This window comes from Chromobacterium sp. LK11, assembly GCF_001043705.1.
GTDB lineage: Bacteria > Pseudomonadota > Gammaproteobacteria > Burkholderiales > Chromobacteriaceae > Chromobacterium > Chromobacterium alkanivorans.
Map to the genome: position 1 here is coordinate 113,796 of NZ_LDUR01000002.1, position 16,471 is coordinate 130,266.

The following is a 16,471-nucleotide window of genomic DNA, read 5'->3' on the forward strand; positions in this document are numbered from 1 at the left end:
CAATCACTTTCTCTACCAAGACACGAAGGACCCGACCATGAAACTGTTGCATCTCGACTCCAGCATCCTCGCCGCCAACTCGGTTTCCCGCCAACTGACCGCCGTTGTCGCCGACACCCTGCGTCAGCGCCACGCCAATGTGGAAACCGCCTACCGCGATCTGGCCAGCCAGCCCATCGCCCACCTGTCCGGCGAAATCATCGGCGCCAACTTCACCGCCGAGGCGGACTGGACCGCCACCCAGCGCAGCGAAGCCGCGCTGAGCAATGAGCTGATCGAAGAATTCCTGGCCGCGGACGTGGTGGTGATCGGCGCGCCGATGTACAACTTCTCCATCCCGTCGCAACTGAAAGCCTGGGTGGACCGCGTGGCCGCTTCCGGCCGCACTTTCAAATACACCGAGAACGGCCCGGTGGGCCTGGCCGGCGGCAAGAAGGTGATCGTGGTGTCTTCGCGCGGCGGCGTTTACAGCACCGAGCAAGGCCAGCTGATGGACTTCCAGGAAGACTACCTGAAGACGGTGATGGGCTTCCTGGGCGTGAACGACGTGGCCTTCGTCCGCGCCGAAGCGGTGAATATGGGCGAAGACAAGCGCGCCACCGCCCTCCACGCGGCCAAGGACGCCATCGCCAAGCTGGCGCTGTAATCCTCCCGCGGCAAACGAAGACAGCCGGTCCCGGATGGGCCGGCTGTTTTGCGTCCGCGCGCGGCGGGCTTGGAACAGGTTCTCAGGGGAGTTTGCAGCTGTCCGCCAGCTTGTCCAGGCCCTGCTGTTCGTGGCGGAAACTGGCCTTGGGAGGATTGCGGCCGTAGTCGAGGGTGACGACGTAGAGGCTGTCGAAGTCGTTCTTGTCCCATTTGGGCACCTTGTCCGCCGCGCCCTTGTCGCCGTAATCCTGCATCAGATTGACGGCGAGTTCGCGCAGCAGCTTGTGTTCCCAGGCGATATAGACGATTTTGCCGTGCTGCAGCGGGTTGACCAGCTGCTGTTGCAGCGCGGCGATGGCTTCCATGTCGAAGTTGCTGTTCACCGGCAGGCCCAGCGCGATGGCGGTGGGTTCTATGGTGGCCAGCGGGCGGATGTAGTTGAAGGTGCCCGCGGGATCCCGGGTCTGGCTGGCGGTGGAGGGCGCGAAGATCTGGTCGGCCCGGCCGTATTTTTTGGGCAGCAGCTTGGCCAGTTCCAGCGAGCGGTTGAAGCCCTTGCAATTGAGCTGGCCGTAGCCGCCTTCGGGTTTTTCGCCGTGGCGCAGCATGATTAGCGTCTGGGTCTGCGGCGCCGGGGCGGCGTGCAGCAGGGGACTGGCCAGCATGGCCAGCAACAGGCAGAGGCGGGAGAGTTTCATCGCGGGGTCCGTTGGGTCGAAACCCGGCTAGTGTCCCGCAGCGGGCGGCGGCGGCGCAAGCTGGGACAAGGATCAGGGCAGCAGTTGCAATTGGGCCACGCCGTCCGCGCTCAGGTATTTGCCGAAAATCTTGCGCAGGGAGCCGTCCTTGGCCATTTGCTGCAGCTCGGCCTGCCATTGCTCCGCCTGTTGCTGGTTGAAGGCGCTGTGCGCCAGCATCAGGCCGCCGGCGATGCGTTCCGAGCTGGGAAACAGGTCCAGCACCGTCACCTGGCCGGACAGCGCCGGGGAGTTGAGCCAGCTGTCGTAGCTGAAAGGATGGGCGAAGGCGGCGGTGACGATGCGTTGGGACAGCATGGCGTAGAGGTCGCGCTCGTCGTTGGCCATCACCACCTTGCCGCGTTTGGCCAGTTGCTCGATGAAGGCGTCCTGCTCCGGGCTGTGGCGGTAGCCGCGGATCACGCCCCATTTGACGGCCGGTTCGGCCAGCAGCTGCTCCAGCGTGCGCGCGCCGATCTGTTTGGACAGCAAGATCATGTTCTTGCTGTAGAAGTAGGGGTAGATCCACGAATACTTGCGGCGGTCCGCGGTGGGGACGGCGGAGGTGCCCAGATTCAATTGGCCGTGCTCCAGCATTTTCAGCACGCGGATGCGCGGATAGACGTCTTCCTGGGCGATTTTGCAGCCCAAGCGGCGCGCCAACTCGTGCACCAGGTCCACGTCGTAGCCGTGGCCGTTCTCGTAGGCGCTGCCGATCAGGTAATAACCCACTTTCAGGCCGTCCGCCGGGCAGGGCGAATCGCCCAGCGCCGCCGCCGAGGCCAGCGCGCCGCCAAGCAGCGCCGCCCAGTGTGCTTTCATGCCGTTCTCCCGTACGCGTTCCGTTTAGCTATAGCCGGATTCGACGGGTCTTGCCGCGTGAGAGTGATTGTTATTCCAGCATGCCGCGCACGCTGTCTTCGCTCAGGTATTTGCGCAGAATGCGTTGCAGGCTGCCGTCCGCGCGCATTTTTTCCAGCTCCGCCCGCCAGAGGCGCATCTGGGGCTCGCTGAAGCCGCGGTGGGACAGCACCAGGCCGTTCTCCAGGCTGCTGTCGCCGAAGGGGTCCATGACTTTGACTTGCAGCCGGGCGCGCGGCTGGCCGCTGACCCAGTGGTCGTAGACCTGGGGTTGGGAGAAGGCGGCGGAGATGGAGCCGCTGCGCAGCATGTCCAGCAGGTCTTCTTCGTTGGCGGCGCAGATCAGCTTGTCGCGCTTGGCCATCTGCTGCAGGAAATAGTCCTGCAGCGGGCTGTTGCGGTAGCCGATGACGGCGCCCCATTTCAGCTTGGGGTCGTTCAGCCATTGTTCCGGCGTCTTGCCCTGCACCGCCGGACTGAGCAGGGTCATATTGCGGTCGCGGGTATAGGGCAGCACCCAGGCGTAGCGCAGCCGCTTTTGCAGGGGGATGGTGGAGGTGGCCAGATTGAGCTTGCCGTGTTGCACCAGCAGCAGCACGCGCAAGCGCGGATATTCGCGCTCCTCGCGGATCTTGCAGCCCAAGCGGCGCGCCAGCTCGTGGACCAGGTCCACGTCGTAGCCCTTGCCGTTTTCATAGGCGGTGGCCGTTGGGTAGTATCCAACCTTCAGCCCTTCCGCCGGGCAGGCGGGCGGCGCGGAAGCGGCATGCGCGGCGGCGGCGCAAAGGCAGAGGAGGGCGGTCAGGTACTTGCTCATGGCGCATCCTTGCCGAGGGTGGATGAAAACAAGACAGGCTGCCGGAGGGGCAGCCTGTCGGCGGCGCTGTACGCGCGGTTTACAGCTTGATCAGCGTGCTCTTCAGCTCAGTGTATTTTTCCAGCGCGTGCAGCGATTTGTCGCGGCCGTTGCCGGATTGCTTGAAGCCGCCGAAGGGGAAGTTCATGTCCCCGCCTTCATCATAGCAATTCACCCACACCGTGCCGGCGCGCAGGCGGCGCGCCACCTGGTGAGCGGTGCTGACGTTGGAGGTCCACACCGCGGCCGCAAGGCCGTATTCGGTGTCGTTGGCGATGCGGATGGCGTCTTCCACGTCGTCGAAGGTGATCACCGACAGCACCGGGCCGAAGATTTCCTCGCGGCAGATGGTCAGGTCGGCGCTGGGGCAGTCAAACGCCGTCGGTTCGATGAACAGGCCGGTGTCGGCGTGGGCCGGCTTGCCGCCGAACAGCTTCTTCGCGCCTTCGCTGTCGCCCTTGCCGATGTAGGACAGCACCTTGTCGTACTGGATGCGGTCCACGATGGCGCCCATATTGGTGGCCGGGTCCAGCGGATCTTGCGGGTAATAGCGGGCGGCCGCCGCTTCCAGCTCCTGCAGGAAGCGCGCCTTGATGTCGCGGTGGACCAGCACGCGGGAGCCGGCGGTGCAGACTTCGCCCATATTGTAGAAGATGCCGCCGGCGGCGGCGCGCGCCGCCTGGGCGACGTCCGGGCAGTCCGGCAGGATGATGTTGGGCGATTTGCCGCCCAGCTCCAGCCAGACGCGCTTGAGGTTGGATTGCGCGGCGTAGCCGGCGATCAATTTGCCCACGCCGGTGGAGCCGGTGAAGGCGACGCAGTCCACGTCCATGTGCAGCGCCAGCAGCTTGCCCACGTCGCCGGCGCCGGGCAGCACCTGGAACACGCCGTTGGGGATGCCGGCCTCTTTGGCCAGCGCCGCCAGGCGGATGGCGGTGAGCGGGGATTTTTCCGAAGGCTTGATGATCACCGGGTTGCCGGCGGCCAGCGCCGGGCCGAACTTCCAGCTGGCCATCATGATGGGGTAGTTCCACGGCACGATGGCGGCCACCACGCCGATGGCTTCGCGGGTGACCAGGCCCACCACCTTGGGGTCCACCGGCGCCACTTCGCCGCCTATCTTGTCTATGGCTTCGGCGAACCATTCCACGCAATAGGCGCTGCCGGGCACATCCACGCTGAGGGTGTCGCTGATGGGCTTGCCCACGTCCAGGGTTTCCAGCAGCGACAGTTCGTCGCTGTGCTGGTGCATCAGCGCGGCGAAGCGCTTGAGGATGCGGCCGCGCTCGCGCGGCGGCAGGCCGGACCAGGCGCCGGAGTCGAAGGCCTGGCGCGCGGCGCGCACCGCGCGCTCCACGTCGGCCTCGCCGCACCAGGCCACGTCGGCCAGTTTCTCGCCGTTGGCGGGGTTGTTGCAGGCAAAGCTTTTGCCGTCTTGCGCGGCGCAGTACTCGCCGGCGATGAAGGCGCGCCCTTCGATCTTCAGTTGAGCGGCGAATTGCTTCCATTCGGCATGCGTTCTAGCCATTTACTCTCTCCTTTGATTGATCCTGCGCCGTCCATTGTCGGCGCCGGTATCGCTTGACGCGGGTTTGACTGCGTTGTGGTCTGTCGTGGGCTTGGAGCCGGCGCGGCGGGCAAAGCTCCCCGGCCTGGCCTTATGGCCTGCTGGTCGCCGGATGTGGTCTTGCCGGCGCTTCTTGTTTTCAATGGTTCTTAGAATGTGGGCGGCGAACTGGCGCTGACCACTTCGCAGGTTTCGGCGCCGACATTGCGAAAGCGGTGCGGCAGCCGGCTGTCGAAGTAATAAGCGTCGCCCGGCCCCAGGATGCGGCTCTCGTTGTTCACGGTCACTTCTATACTGCCTTTGATGATGACGCCGCCCTCCTGGCCGTCGTGCGTCAACATGTCCGGCCCGGTGTCGGCGCCGGTTTCGTAGACTTCGCGCAGGATGGCGATGTCGCGCTTGTCGTGGGCGGTGCCCACCAGCAACAAGCGGATCTGTTCATTGCCCAGATTGGGTAATTCGTGGGCCTGATAGAACACTCTGGCTTGTTCCGGGTCGGAATCGAAGGTGAAAAAATCCGCCAGCGTCATCGGCAGGCCTTCCAGCACCTTTTTCAGCGAGCTGACCGAAGGGCTGACCCGATTCTGCTCGATCAGCGAAATGGTGCCGTTGGTGACTCCGGCTCGCTTGGCCAGCTCCCGTTGCGACAGCCCGAAACGATCCCTGACCATGCGTAATCTCGCGCCAACGTCCATGGATTCCTGCTCCGTCAGTATGTTAATAATTTTAGACGCTTTATGATAATTATTTTGTACGGACTCTGCACTACTTGCTGCGACGCAAAATCGAATATCTTTGCATCGTTGGGGGTTTATAGTCAGAATCAGAAACAAGGAGCAAGCGTGTTGTGAATTTTCTTAAACGCTTGCGCGGCACATCCGCAACAAATCCAAGTGAGGAGAGCGACATGCTTATCGGTGTTCCCAAGGAGATCAAGAACCACGAGTATCGTGTTGGCCTGACCCCGTCTGGAGTCCGGGAGTTAGTCGCCAACGCACACAAAGTTTTGGTCCAGACCCAGGCCGGCCTCGCCATCGGATTCACCGATGAACAGTATATCCAGGCCGGCGCCTCCATTGCCTCCAGCGCCGAAGAAACCTTCGAACGCAGCGACATGATCGTCAAGGTGAAAGAGCCGCAGCCGGTGGAATGCCGGATGCTGCGCCGGGATCAGCTCCTGTTCACCTATCTGCATTTGGCGCCGGACCCGGAGCAGACCAAATTATTGCTGGAATCGGACGCCATTGCCATCGCTTACGAAACCGTCACCGACGAGCGCGGCGGCCTGCCGCTGCTGGCGCCGATGTCCGAGGTGGCCGGCCGGATGGCGATACAGGCCGGCGCCCACGCGCTGGAAAAAGCCCAGGGCGGCCGCGGCGTGCTGCTGGGCGGCGTGCCGGGCGTGGCCCCGGCGCGAGTGGTGGTGATAGGCGGCGGCGTGGTGGGCCTGAACGCCGCGCGCATGGCCATGGGCGCCGGCGCCGAAGTCACCATCCTGGACAAGTCCTTGCCGCGCCTGAAGGAAATCGACATGGTGTTCGGCGGCCGCATCAAGACGCTGGTGTCCAACTCCGCCAATATCGAAGACAGCCTGCGCGAGGCGGACCTGGTGATAGGCGCGGTGCTGATTCCGGGCGCGGCGGCGCCCAAGCTGGTGACGCGGCCGATGCTGAAGATCATGAAGCCGGGCGCGGTGCTGGTGGACGTGGCGATAGACCAGGGCGGCTGCTTCGAGACCAGCCGGCCCACCACTCATCAAGACCCCATTTACGTGGTGGACGGCATCGTCCATTACTGCGTGGCCAATATGCCCGGCGGCGTGGCGCGCACCTCCACCCAGGCGCTGACCAACGCCACGCTGCCGTACACGCTGGAGCTGGCCAACAAGGGCTGGCGCCAGGCATTGCTGGACAACGCTCATCTGCGCAACGGCCTCAATGTCTGCCGCGGCCGGCTCACTTACCAGGCGGTGGCCCAGGCGCTGGGCCACCCGTTCATCGACCCGATCGAAGCCATCAAGGCGGCTTCCTGACCCGTATCAAGGATTCGAAATGTTGCAAGCTATCATCGGCATACCCTGTGACATCAAGATGGTAGGCCCGTTGCCCTTCCACGCCGTGGGCGAGAAATACATCGCCGCGGCGGCCGGCGGCGCCGGCGGCGTGCCGGTGCTGCTGCCGGCGCTGGGCGACAAGACCGCGCTGAAGGACGTGCTGGAACTGGTGGACGGCGTGCTGCTGCCCGGCTCGCTGTCCAATGTCGAACCGCACCGCTACGGCGGCGCGCCCAGCCGCCCCGGCACCATGCACGACCCGATGCGCGACGCCACCACGCTGCCTCTGATCCAGCAAGTGCTGGAGCAGGGCATCCCCCTGCTGGGCATCTGCCGCGGCTTCCAGGAAATCAACGTGGCGATGGGCGGCGAGCTCTACCAGCACGTGCAGGAGGAGGAGGGCAAGCGCGACCACCGCGAGCCGGACACCCCGGACGTGGACGCGATGTACGCGCTGTCCCACCCGGTGCAGTTCGCCGAGGGCGGCCTGCTGCGGCAATGGACCGGCCAGCAATCCGCCATGGTCAATTCCCTGCACCAGCAAGGCATCAAGCGTTTGTCCGACCGGCTGATCTGCGAGGCCGTCGCCGACGACGGCCTGGTGGAGGCCTATAGCGTGCGCGACGCCAAGGGCTTCGCCTTCGCCGCGCAATGGCATCCGGAATGGAAATACTGGGAGAACCCGCTGTCCATGGCCATCTTCAAAGCATTTGGCGACGCCTGCCGCCAACGCCGCAACCAGCGGCAACGCGGGCCACAATTAACCGAGACCTTGTGTCACCACTCGGAATAACACACATAGAGGAAGAGCATCATGACCCATCAGATCAATGAATGGCTGCGAGAGCACCGGATCACTGAAGTCGAGTGTATCGTCCCCGACATGACCGGCGTGGCGCGCGGCAAGATCGTGCCCAAGGACAAGTTCGTGTCCGACCCGGAAATGCGCCTGCCGGAAGTCGTGCTGATCCAGACTGTGACCGGGGACTACCCCGACGACAGCATGCTGGACCTGACCGACCCGGACATGGTGCTGGCCCCGGACCCGAACACCCTGCGCTTCGTGCCCTGGGCCGTCGATCCCACCGCTCAGTTGATCTACGACTGTCTGCGCGCCGACGGCAGCCCGGTGGACGTGGCGCCGCGCAATGTGCTCAAGCGCGTGATCGGCCTGTTCGACGAGATGGGTCTGGAGCCGGTGCTGGCTCCGGAAATGGAATTCTACCTGCTGTCCCCCAACCCGGACCCGGACATCCCGCTGGCCGCGCCGGTGGGCCGCACCGGCCGCGCCGAGTTCGGCCGCCGCTCTTACTCCATCGACGCGGTCAACGAGTTCGACCCGCTGTTCGAAGACATCTACGACTACTGCCACGCGCAGAACCTGGAAGTGGATACCCTGATTCACGAAGTGGGCACCGCGCAGATGGAAATCAACTTCCTGCACGGCAACCCGCTGGAACTGGCGGACCAGGTGTTCCTGTTCAAGCGCACCGTGCGCGAGGCGGCGTTCCGCCACAATATGTACGCCACCTTCATGGCCAAGCCGATGGAAAACGAGCCAGGCTCCGCCATGCACATGCACCAGAGCCTGGTGGACAAGAACACCGGACGCAATGTGTTCACCAACGAGGACGGCAGCCCGTCCGACCTGTTCTTCCACTACATCGCCGGCCTGCAGAAATACGTGCCCAAGTCCATGCCGCTGTTTGCGCCCTACGTGAACTCATTCCGTCGTTTGTCGCGCTACACCGCGGCGCCGACCAACGTCGAATGGGGTTACGACAACCGCACCGTGGGCCTGCGCGTGCCGCACTCATCGCCGGCGGCGCGCCGCATCGAAAACCGGGTGCCGGGCGTGGACGTCAACCCCTATATCGCGATGGCCGCGACGCTGGCCTGCGGCTATCTGGGCATCATCAACAAGCTGCGGCCCAGCGAGCCGCGCCAGACCGACGCCTACGAGCTGCCCTACCAGTTCCCCAACTCCTCGGAGGAGTCGCTGCAGCAGCTGGCTTCCTGCAAGGAAATGGCCGAGGTGCTGGGCGAGCGTTTCGTCAGCATGTACGTGGGCATGAAGGAGAAAGAGTTCTCCGAATACTTCCGCGTGATCAGCCCGTGGGAACGCAAGTTCCTGCTGCTGCACGTGTGATTTAGCTATGACATTGGGCTGATTTGTCCGTTAGAATCAGCCCGGACAGCCAGGATAAGCACTGAAAATACGCCAATGGCGAAGGAGGGGCGGGAGAGAGCATCCCCGCCCTGTTGGAGAATACTGGAAGGAAGTCCTATGCAGAATCAACAACGCACGACCGAACAATGGCGCCAACTGGATGCCGCGCACCATCTGCATCCGTTTACCGACACCCAATCGTTGAACCAGCAGGGCGCGCGGGTGATGACTCGCGGCGAGGGGATTTACCTGTGGGATTCCGAGGGCAATAAGATCATCGACGGCATGGCCGGCCTGTGGTGCGTGAACGTCGGCTACGGCCGCAAGGAGCTGTCCGACGTGGCCAAGCACCAGATGGACGAGCTGCCCTTCTACAATACCTTCTTCAAGACCACCCACCCGGCCGTGGTGGAGCTGTCCCACCTGCTGGCGCAAGTGACGCCGGCCGGCTACCAGCATGTGTTCTACACCAACTCCGGCTCCGAATCGGTGGACACCATGATACGCATGGTGCGCCATTACTGGGACGTGCAGGGCAAGAAGGACAAGAAGACGCTGATCGGCCGCTGGAACGGCTATCACGGCTCCACCATCGGCGGCTCCAGCCTGGGCGGCATGAAATACATGCACGAGCAGGGCGATCTGCCGATTGCGGGCATGGCCCACGTTGAACAGCCGTGGTGGTACAAGTACGGCAAGGATCTGAGCCCGGACGAGTTCGGCGTGGTGGCCGCGCGCTGGGTGGAAGAGAAAATCCTGGAGATCGGCCCTGAAAAAGTGGCCGCCTTCGTCGGCGAGCCCATCCAGGGCGCCGGCGGCGTGATCATTCCGCCGGCCACTTACTGGCCGGAAGTGGAGCGCATCTGCCGCAAATACGATGTGCTGCTGGTGGCCGACGAAGTGATCTGCGGTTTCGGCCGCACCGGCGAATGGTTCGGCTTCGAGCACTTCGGCTTCCGTCCGGACATCTTCACCGCCGCCAAGGGCCTGTCTTCCGGCTACCTGCCCATAGGCGCGGTCTTCGTCGGCGAGCGCGTGGCCCAGGGCCTGATCGCCGGCGGCGACTTCAACCACGGCTTCACCTACTCCGGCCACCCGGTGGCCAGCGCGGTGGCGCGCGCCAACATCGAGCTGCTGCGCGACGAAGGCATCATCGACCGCGTCAAGAACGAAACCGGCCCCTATATGCAGAAACGCTGGCGCGAAACCTTCAGCCAGTTCGAGCATGTGGACGATGTGCGCGGCGTCGGCCTGATCCAGGCGTTCACCCTGGTCAAGGACAAGAGCAAGCGCGAGCTGTTCCCCGACTTTGGCGACATCGGCATGATGTGCCGCGACATCTTCTTCCGCAACAATCTGATCATGCGCGCCTGCGGCGACCACATCGTGGCCTCGCCGCCGCTGGTGATCAGCAAGGCGGAAATCGATGAAATGCTGGGCGTGGCCGCGCGCTGCATGGAAGAGTTCGAGCGCAAGCTGAAAGACGACGGCCTGGTCTGAGCCGGGCTTTCGCATCGGACGGCATCAAGCCGGGGCGGCCGCCCCGGCTTTTTTCTTGGCGCGGCTGGCTTGAAGTCCGTATCCGGTCATGAACGGACGCCCGGCGCGGGTAAGCGCTTGGAAGACGTTGACGGCCGCGGCGGGGCGGTGAACACCGCAGCGGTTTCGCCTTGGCCCGCGAGATCGAAAACCGGTCCCCGGCGCCGCGACAAGCGCTCGCAGAAGGCCGGGACAAGGCGCGCAGACCGCACAAACCGGTTCGGCCGGTCAGCGTAACGCCGCATCAGGAGGAGCGTTGGCGGCTCTTAGCCTGACGCCGCCCTCGGGCGTGAAGCTGGCGTCCAGCGCCAGTTCTCCGTACTGCTTCAAACGGCAGCGCAGCCGGTAGCGCAGCACCATTTGCTCGTGGTCGCCGCGGAAAGCGACCTCGACCGCGTCCAGCCTGGGTTCGTAGCGCAGCAAGGTCTGCTCGATGCTGCGCATCAGCTGGTGAGCGCTGGCGGGCAGATGGCGGTAAACGTGGCCCAGGTCCGGCAGCCCGTAGTCCGGCAAATGCTTGAGAGAACCGGCGCGCGCGTTCAGGATGCGCCGGATGCTGTCGATCACGCTGCGGGAGAGCTGCTGCTCCGGCGCAATGAGATCCAGCGTCTGTCCGTCGGCAAACTGACCGGTCAGCATTTCATACAGGGCCGGTCCCATGTTCAGCCCTCCGCCTGGCGGCGCGCCAGCGCATAGCCGCGCAGCTCCAATTGCAAGGGCTTGTCGTTGTCCAGCTCCTTCTTGTCCAACAGCAGCCGCCATTGCCGCTCCGCGCCGGCTTGCCGGAACAGCGCGATCACGCCGATGTGGGCCGCGTCCTGATGGTAGGGCTCGCGCAGGCTGACCGTGGCGCCCGGCCGCACCAGCGCTTGCCGGCTGGCCAGCAGGTCGTTGCTTAGCACGGACTGGTCCTGCTCCAGCAAGGCGGGGTAGGGAGCGGCCAGGAAGGCGGCTTTGTCCTTCAACTGATACACCCTCACCACAACCGCCAGCGGCCGCTGTCCGGCGTCGGCGTTCAGCTCCTCGCTGGCGACCAAGTCCAGGTTCAGGCGCTCGATGCGGCTCAGGAAGATCTTTTGAGCGGCGCTGGCCGTGACGTTCTTGGCGCTTTGCCACAGGCCGCAGCCGCTCAGCGGCAGAATCAGCCCCAACCAGACCAGTCCGGCGCGCAGGGCGGGAAAGCGATGTTTCATCCGGGTTCTCCTGGCTGCCGGGCGCAAGCGTCCGACAGCGGTTGATAGTAGCCGATGCGCAGGCGCCGCCAGGGCCGGAGGGCTGCGCCGGCCAAGGTCGCGCCAAGTCCCAGGCGCGGCCGTTCGTCCGCGCTCAGCGCGCTGGCGGGGAGCCAGGCGGCCGGCAACTCCAGCCAGATCTCGGCCTCCAGCCGCCATCCCAGATAAACGCGGGTCAGCGCCAGCACGTCACGATGCAAGGAGCCTCCGGGCAGCAGCGCGGGCACGCAGTCGGCGCGAGCGGGGCGCACGGTGACGGCGATCGCGTGATTGGCGGCGCGCAGCCGGCGGCCCAGCACCAGTTCGCCGGCGCGCAGCGGCGGCCGTCCGGAGAGGGGGGCAGGCTGGTCCAGCATTGTCCAGCGGGGGAGGAATTCCCGTACCCGGACCTCGGCCGCGGGCAGCGCATGGCGGATGACGCTGGCCAGGCCGGAGGCCGGCCGGGTGCGCTGGCTCAGCAGGGCCAGCAGTCCCAGCAGGCGGCTGGCGGGCAGCCGCCTGCGCTCGGCCGCCTCGTCCAGGCCCATGCCGATCAGTCCCAGCAAGGCCCTGGACAAGGCGTCGCGCGCGCCGGGCTGAAAGGCCAGCGGATAACGGTATTTGCCCCAGGCGCGATAGAGCAGGGCGGTGAGGCGATGGCTGAACAGGTCCAGCATCGCCGCCAGCGGTTCGTGGCCCTCGCGGCGGGCGGCGATATCGTCCAGGAAGTAATAGGGCAGCACGGCGTCCACGCCGTAAAGCCCCATGAAGGTGGTACGCAGCACCGGAGGGCGGCCGGTATCGGGGTCGGCCGGTTCCGCGCGGACGATTTCGCCGGCGGGAAAACCCAGCGACGGCGAGGGCAGCAGCCGCACCGGCTCGGCGGCGGGGCTGTCGGCCGCGCCCAGACGCGCGCCGCCGGTCAGCCGCTCCAGCACGCGGCAGAATTGAAAGAAGTTATAGGCGGGCGCGGATCGCAGCCAGGCGTAAAAGTCGGTTTCCGTCATAGCGGCGGCGCTTCCGTCTTGCTGTCCGGCCAGCGGACCCGCTCGTTCTCCGGCAGGATGCGCATCTCGAAACGGGTGAACAGATTCATGTCGGCGTAGGCGGCGAAGAAGCGGTGCATCAAGTCCCCGAACAGATGAATGTCGCCGGGGCCGGCGAAGCAGGTCCGGTCCACCGTCAGTTCGATGCGCACCCCGCGTTCCATGCAGCCCTGCTTTACCCGGCGGACCAACTGGTGGCTGACCTCCAGCAGGCCGCTCAGCCGCTGGCGGTTCAATTCGTCCTCGGTCCAGTCGTACAGCGCCAGCGTTCCGCGCAACACCTCGGCGTCCAGCAGCGACAGAAAGTTGGGCGCCAGGTGGGACAGCACCCGCCATTGATAGCGGTCTTCCGCCGGCGGATAGCAAGGGAGGGTGGGCGCGGTCAGATTGGCGATCCGGGTCAGCGGCGAAGACGGCGAGCGCTCCAGGATTTGCGCCTCGCGCAAGGCCTTGCGCGGCAGCATGCCGTTGGTGCCGGTGACGCGCAGCGACAGGATCTCCTCGCGCATCGCCGCAGACGGCGAGTCCCAGAGGTGGCCGCCCAGCACCAGCCAGGTTTCCGGCCTGCCGGCCGCGCCAAGACGGGTCCGAGCATGGTAAAAGCGCTCCGGCGCCTCATCGCGCAGCATGCCGCCCCGGTGCTGGAAGCTGGAGAACGGCACGTAAGCGTGGCGGCCGCCGCTCTCGGTGTCCATCGAAACGACCTCGTCCACGGACCAGGCCTCGATCTCGGGGCCCTGGCTCGCCAGCGGCACCACCCGGTATTCATGACTCAAGTGATCTACATGCAGCGGCTCGGCTTCCATCGGGAACAGATTGATCGCCGGCACGCAGTGCAAGCGCAGATTGTCGGCGTTGAACGGCATGTCCGCCGGATAGCGTTGCGTTAAGGTCAGCTCCAGCGTGAAGCCGGTCGCGTCCTCGGGCAGAAGGGCCGCGTCCAGGCCGGCCAGATCGAGGAACTGGAATTTTTCGCGGAAGCAAAAGTATTCCAGCAGCAGCTGATAGCCGCCAAAGGCGTTGTCGGCCTTGGGCCACAGCCGGTCTGCCTCGTCAAAGCCCACCGGTTCGAAGCGCAGCGTCGGCGCTTCCCGAGGCGGGTGGCCGCCCGGGCCCAAGGGCAGCAGGCGCGCGCGGCTCAATTGCCGGGTCAGCGCGTGACGCAGCGCGAAGGCGATGGGCGGATCGGCGGCCAGGAACAGGCGCAGGCGGGATAGGTCCAGCGCCTCGCGCTTGGCGGCGGAGCCCAGATCAAAACGCAATTCCAGCACCGAGCGTCCTTCGCCGTCCAGGCGCGCGCCGGCCTCGCTCAGCAGCAAGGGCTGAATCGTCGCCGGCTGGGTGCTGCGATAGGCGCAGCGCACCGCGTTGGCGCCCACCGGCGAGGTGAGCACGCTCAGGCCGGCCTCCACCGGTTTGGCCTGTTGCAGCGCATGGGCGTCGGCGCGCAACTCCAGCACGGTCAACGACGGCACCATGCGCAGATAATGCGGCCACAGCATGTTGACCAGGCCCTCGGTCAGTTCCGGAAAATCGTCGTCCAGCTTTTGGCGGATGCGGCCCGTCAGGAAGGCGAAGCCTTCGAACAGCCGTTCCACATACGGGTCTCGCTTGCCTACCCGGTCGATATTCAGCAGGGCGGCGCGGTCGGGGTGGGCGCGGGCGAACTCCTTGCCGGCCTCGCGCAGATAACGCATTTCCGCTTCGTAATAGCGCAGAGTCAGATCATCCATGGGCGGCTTTCATCGGCGTGTGGAAAAAGCGCCGCGCGCGGCGCGGACGATTTCATGGCAAGGCGCCGGCCAGCGCCCGGGCAGGGTCCAGCGCGGCCAGGCGCGCGTTGAGCCGCTCCAGTTGTTGGCCCAAGCCGGCGCGGTCCGCATCCTTGCGTTGCATGCGCTGGCGCAACAGCCGCGCCAGCTGCGCCAGCAGCTCGAAGGCCAGCTCCGGTTCCCAGGCGTCCAGTTGGTGGCGGTCGGCTTGCAGCAACAGCGCCTCCAGCAGGTGGACGCCCATTTCGGCGCGGCCATGGCGTTCCGCCAGCCGCGCCATCAGCAATTGCCGCAGGCAGCGTTCGCGGCCGCCCGCGACGGCGGGCAGGGCCTGCACCCAGGCAAAGGCCGCCGGCAAGCCCTGCTGGGCGGCGATGGCGTGGGCCTGGGTTTCGGTTTCCGGCCAATCCGCGCGTTCGTCGGCCGCCGGCGCGGCGAGGGCGGCGGTTTCCTGCCGCGGCCATTGCGCCAGCCATTCCAGCGTGGCGTCCTCCGCGAACGGGCTGCCGTCGCTGAAACTCAGCTTCTCTACGCCGGGCAGCCGTTGGCACAGCCGCTGAGTATCGTCGCGGATCAACTCCGCCAGCGGCGCCGCCATCTCGCCGCCATGCTGGTAGGCCAGCCAGGCGTAGCGCTGCAGGTCCAGCCACCAGTGATTGGCTCCTTCCGCAAACGCGTTTTCCGCCCGCTCCGCCAAGTCCCGCCATTGTTGCTGCAACAGCAGGCGCTTCAGTTGTTGACGCAGTTCGGCGCGCGGCGGCGGCAAGCGGCTGCGGCCCTCCGCGTCGCCGGGCGGCGGGCCGGACAGCGCTTCCCAGCGCACGGCGCGCAACAGGCGGAGGGCGGCGGCCTGGCCTTCCGGCTGCAGGCGCAGAAACACCGCCATCCGCCGCGCCTGTTCCAGCAGTTCGCGCCAGGAGCCGACATCGTTGGCGCCGGCCGGCGGCGCGGGCGCGATCGCCGCCGCAGGCGACGGCGCCTTGACGGCCTCGTCGCCGGCGGCTTGCAGCCTGGCGTGCAGGCAGCGGCCCAGCGTATCCAGCCGCAGCGGCGGCGCCGCGCTGTCGGCGGCAAGCCGTTGCAGCAGCAGCAAGGCGGCCGCGGCCCGCCGCCAGGCTGCGCCGTCGTCATCGGCCAGCACGGCCAACTGATCGGTGAAGCGTTCGCTGGCCAGCCACTCCAGCGCATTGCGCCGCCGCGCCGGCTGCCGCGGCCAGATCGTTTCCGGATAGCGTTCCAGCAAGGCGGCGCTCAGTTCCAGCCCGTCAGCCAGGCCGGCCACGCCGTCCCGGCGCAGCCGGGCGCAGGCGTAGTAGGCCGCCACGCGCAAATCCTTGCCGCGGGTTTTCAGCAGGGTTTCCGCATGCGCCAAGGCCTGCTGCGAGTCCATGCCGGAGACCCGGGTCACTTCTTCTTTCAAGGCCAGAAACTCGTCGTCGTGGGACAGGTCTTCGCCGCAGGGCTCGGCGTCGGATAGCGGCTTCAGCCAGGCCGCCCAGCGCGGCAGCCGCTGGCGGGCTTCTTCTTCCGGCGCCGCGTCCCGGCCCAGCAGCGCGCGCAGCCAGCTCATGCGCGTCCTCGAGGCGTTTTGCCGGACAAGGCCAGGCGGAAGGCCGGCGTGGGGGGGCGCAAGCCCATCCGGTGCGCCTGGACGTTGATGGCGAGCGCGCCGCGCCCCGGCAGCATGGCCCGGCAAGCCTCGCCCCGCAGCGGGTATTCGCGCTGGAGAATGCTCAGTTCCTCCGCGCTCCAGCGGCGCGGCGGCGGCAGGCCCTGGGCCTTGGCTTGCGCGTGGATGGCGGCGGGGCTGCGGTCAGGCAGCAGGCTTTGGCAGGCGGTGCCGATCAGCGAGTATTCCTGGCGCAGAACCTCCAGCTCGCGCGCGTTCCATTCCGCGGGCGGTTTGTGCGTTGGCAAGGGCTTGGGCGTCATGATTCGCGTCTCCTAGGGTTGGGGCCGCCGGGCGGGTTTGACCGCGGCGGGCGGTTGGCTCGGCTCCGTGATAAAAATC

16 protein-coding genes are annotated in these 16,471 nt (G+C 66.1%); 5 read left to right on the plus strand and 11 right to left on the minus strand.

Going from position 1 to position 16,471, the window contains the following annotated elements; all coding sequences use genetic code 11:
• The first annotated feature begins 37 nt into the window (after positions 1-37).
• Positions 38-646, plus strand: a complete 609-nt coding sequence (locus tag VK98_RS01330; protein WP_048412311.1) for an FMN-dependent NADH-azoreductase — start codon at positions 38-40, stop codon at positions 644-646.
• An 82-nt stretch (positions 647-728) separates the two neighbouring features.
• Here the strand turns inward: VK98_RS01330 and VK98_RS01335 are convergent, their stop codons facing one another.
• From VK98_RS01335 to VK98_RS01355, 5 genes are all read right to left on the minus strand, one after another.
• A complete protein-coding gene (locus VK98_RS01335; protein WP_048412312.1) occupies positions 729-1,346 on the minus strand; it encodes a histidine phosphatase family protein in 618 nt (205 codons plus the stop codon).
• 72 nt (positions 1,347-1,418) lie between these two features.
• Positions 1,419-2,207 (minus strand): ABC transporter substrate-binding protein, encoded by a 789-nt coding sequence (locus VK98_RS01340; RefSeq protein ID WP_048412313.1) that lies wholly within the window; start codon positions 2,205-2,207, stop codon positions 1,419-1,421.
• Positions 2,208-2,277: 70 nt separating this feature from the next.
• Complete coding sequence (locus tag VK98_RS01345; RefSeq protein ID WP_048412314.1) at positions 2,278-3,063, minus strand: ABC transporter substrate-binding protein; 786 nt, start codon at positions 3,061-3,063, stop codon at positions 2,278-2,280.
• Positions 3,064-3,142: 79 nt separating this feature from the next.
• Positions 3,143-4,630 carry an aldehyde dehydrogenase gene (locus VK98_RS01350; protein ID WP_048412315.1) on the minus strand — a complete coding sequence of 496 codons (1,488 nt, stop codon included), beginning with the start codon at positions 4,628-4,630 and terminating at the stop codon, positions 3,143-3,145.
• Between the two features lie 188 nt (positions 4,631-4,818).
• Complete coding sequence (locus VK98_RS01355) at positions 4,819-5,364, minus strand: cupin domain-containing protein (protein WP_048412316.1); 546 nt, start codon at positions 5,362-5,364, stop codon at positions 4,819-4,821.
• 212 nt (positions 5,365-5,576) lie between these two features.
• Between VK98_RS01355 and ald the strand changes: the two genes are divergently transcribed.
• From ald to VK98_RS01375, 4 genes are all read left to right on the plus strand, one after another.
• Complete coding sequence (gene ald, locus VK98_RS01360; protein WP_048412317.1) at positions 5,577-6,701, plus strand: alanine dehydrogenase; 1,125 nt, start codon at positions 5,577-5,579, stop codon at positions 6,699-6,701.
• Positions 6,702-6,720: 19 nt separating this feature from the next.
• Complete coding sequence (locus tag VK98_RS01365; protein ID WP_048412318.1) at positions 6,721-7,515, plus strand: gamma-glutamyl-gamma-aminobutyrate hydrolase family protein; 795 nt, start codon at positions 6,721-6,723, stop codon at positions 7,513-7,515.
• Between the two features lie 21 nt (positions 7,516-7,536).
• Positions 7,537-8,871 carry a glutamine synthetase family protein gene (locus VK98_RS01370; RefSeq protein WP_048412319.1) on the plus strand — a complete coding sequence of 445 codons (1,335 nt, stop codon included), beginning with the start codon at positions 7,537-7,539 and terminating at the stop codon, positions 8,869-8,871.
• Between the two features lie 138 nt (positions 8,872-9,009).
• A complete protein-coding gene (locus VK98_RS01375; RefSeq protein ID WP_048412320.1) occupies positions 9,010-10,392 on the plus strand; it encodes an aspartate aminotransferase family protein in 1,383 nt (460 codons plus the stop codon).
• A 267-nt stretch (positions 10,393-10,659) separates the two neighbouring features.
• Here VK98_RS01375 and tssE read toward each other — a convergent pair whose 3' ends face one another.
• From tssE to VK98_RS01405, 6 genes are read right to left on the minus strand one after another with little or no spacing between them, the layout of a single operon-like run.
• Positions 10,660-11,091 carry a type VI secretion system baseplate subunit TssE gene (gene tssE, locus VK98_RS01380; RefSeq protein ID WP_048412321.1) on the minus strand — a complete coding sequence of 144 codons (432 nt, stop codon included), beginning with the start codon at positions 11,089-11,091 and terminating at the stop codon, positions 10,660-10,662.
• A gap of 2 nt (positions 11,092-11,093) precedes the next feature.
• Positions 11,094-11,624: a type VI secretion system lipoprotein TssJ gene (gene tssJ, locus VK98_RS01385; RefSeq protein ID WP_048412322.1), complete on the minus strand. Its 531-nt coding sequence runs from the start codon at positions 11,622-11,624 to the stop codon at positions 11,094-11,096.
• Complete coding sequence (tssG, locus tag VK98_RS01390) at positions 11,621-12,649, minus strand: type VI secretion system baseplate subunit TssG (protein ID WP_048412323.1); 1,029 nt, start codon at positions 12,647-12,649, stop codon at positions 11,621-11,623. Before tssG ends, tssJ begins: the two co-directional genes overlap by 4 nt.
• Positions 12,646-14,421, minus strand: a complete 1,776-nt coding sequence (gene tssF / locus VK98_RS01395; protein ID WP_048412324.1) for a type VI secretion system baseplate subunit TssF — start codon at positions 14,419-14,421, stop codon at positions 12,646-12,648. The genes tssG and tssF overlap by 4 nt, the downstream gene beginning before the upstream one ends.
• A gap of 52 nt (positions 14,422-14,473) precedes the next feature.
• Entirely contained in the window at positions 14,474-16,030 is a 1,557-nt protein-coding gene (gene tssA / locus VK98_RS01400; protein ID WP_048412325.1) for a type VI secretion system protein TssA, read from the minus strand.
• Positions 16,027-16,392 (minus strand): hypothetical protein, encoded by a 366-nt coding sequence (locus VK98_RS01405; RefSeq protein WP_048412326.1) that lies wholly within the window; start codon positions 16,390-16,392, stop codon positions 16,027-16,029. Before VK98_RS01405 ends, tssA begins: the two co-directional genes overlap by 4 nt.
• Positions 16,393-16,471: the final 79 nt, after the last annotated feature.

Excerpts from the sequence above, each read along its gene's own strand:
- VK98_RS01330 (WP_048412311.1), top strand. The coding sequence starts at position 38 with ATGAAACTGTTGCATCTCGACTCCAGCATCCTCGCCGCCAACTCGGTT.
- VK98_RS01335 (WP_048412312.1), bottom strand. The coding sequence starts at position 1,346 with ATGAAACTCTCCCGCCTCTGCCTGTTGCTGGCCATGCTGGCCAGTCCC.
- VK98_RS01340 (WP_048412313.1), bottom strand. The coding sequence starts at position 2,207 with ATGAAAGCACACTGGGCGGCGCTGCTTGGCGGCGCGCTGGCCTCGGCG.
- VK98_RS01345 (WP_048412314.1), bottom strand. The coding sequence starts at position 3,063 with ATGAGCAAGTACCTGACCGCCCTCCTCTGCCTTTGCGCCGCCGCCGCG.
- VK98_RS01350 (WP_048412315.1), bottom strand. The coding sequence starts at position 4,630 with ATGGCTAGAACGCATGCCGAATGGAAGCAATTCGCCGCTCAACTGAAG.
- VK98_RS01355 (WP_048412316.1), bottom strand. The coding sequence starts at position 5,364 with ATGGACGTTGGCGCGAGATTACGCATGGTCAGGGATCGTTTCGGGCTG.
- ald (WP_048412317.1), top strand. The coding sequence starts at position 5,577 with ATGCTTATCGGTGTTCCCAAGGAGATCAAGAACCACGAGTATCGTGTT.
- VK98_RS01365 (WP_048412318.1), top strand. The coding sequence starts at position 6,721 with ATGTTGCAAGCTATCATCGGCATACCCTGTGACATCAAGATGGTAGGC.
- VK98_RS01370 (WP_048412319.1), top strand. The coding sequence starts at position 7,537 with ATGACCCATCAGATCAATGAATGGCTGCGAGAGCACCGGATCACTGAA.
- VK98_RS01375 (WP_048412320.1), top strand. The coding sequence starts at position 9,010 with ATGCAGAATCAACAACGCACGACCGAACAATGGCGCCAACTGGATGCC.
- tssE (WP_048412321.1), bottom strand. The coding sequence starts at position 11,091 with ATGGGACCGGCCCTGTATGAAATGCTGACCGGTCAGTTTGCCGACGGA.
- tssJ (WP_048412322.1), bottom strand. The coding sequence starts at position 11,624 with ATGAAACATCGCTTTCCCGCCCTGCGCGCCGGACTGGTCTGGTTGGGG.
- tssG (WP_048412323.1), bottom strand. The coding sequence starts at position 12,649 with ATGACGGAAACCGACTTTTACGCCTGGCTGCGATCCGCGCCCGCCTAT.
- tssF (WP_048412324.1), bottom strand. The coding sequence starts at position 14,421 with ATGGATGATCTGACTCTGCGCTATTACGAAGCGGAAATGCGTTATCTG.
- tssA (WP_048412325.1), bottom strand. The coding sequence starts at position 16,030 with ATGAGCTGGCTGCGCGCGCTGCTGGGCCGGGACGCGGCGCCGGAAGAA.
- VK98_RS01405 (WP_048412326.1), bottom strand. The coding sequence starts at position 16,392 with ATGACGCCCAAGCCCTTGCCAACGCACAAACCGCCCGCGGAATGGAAC.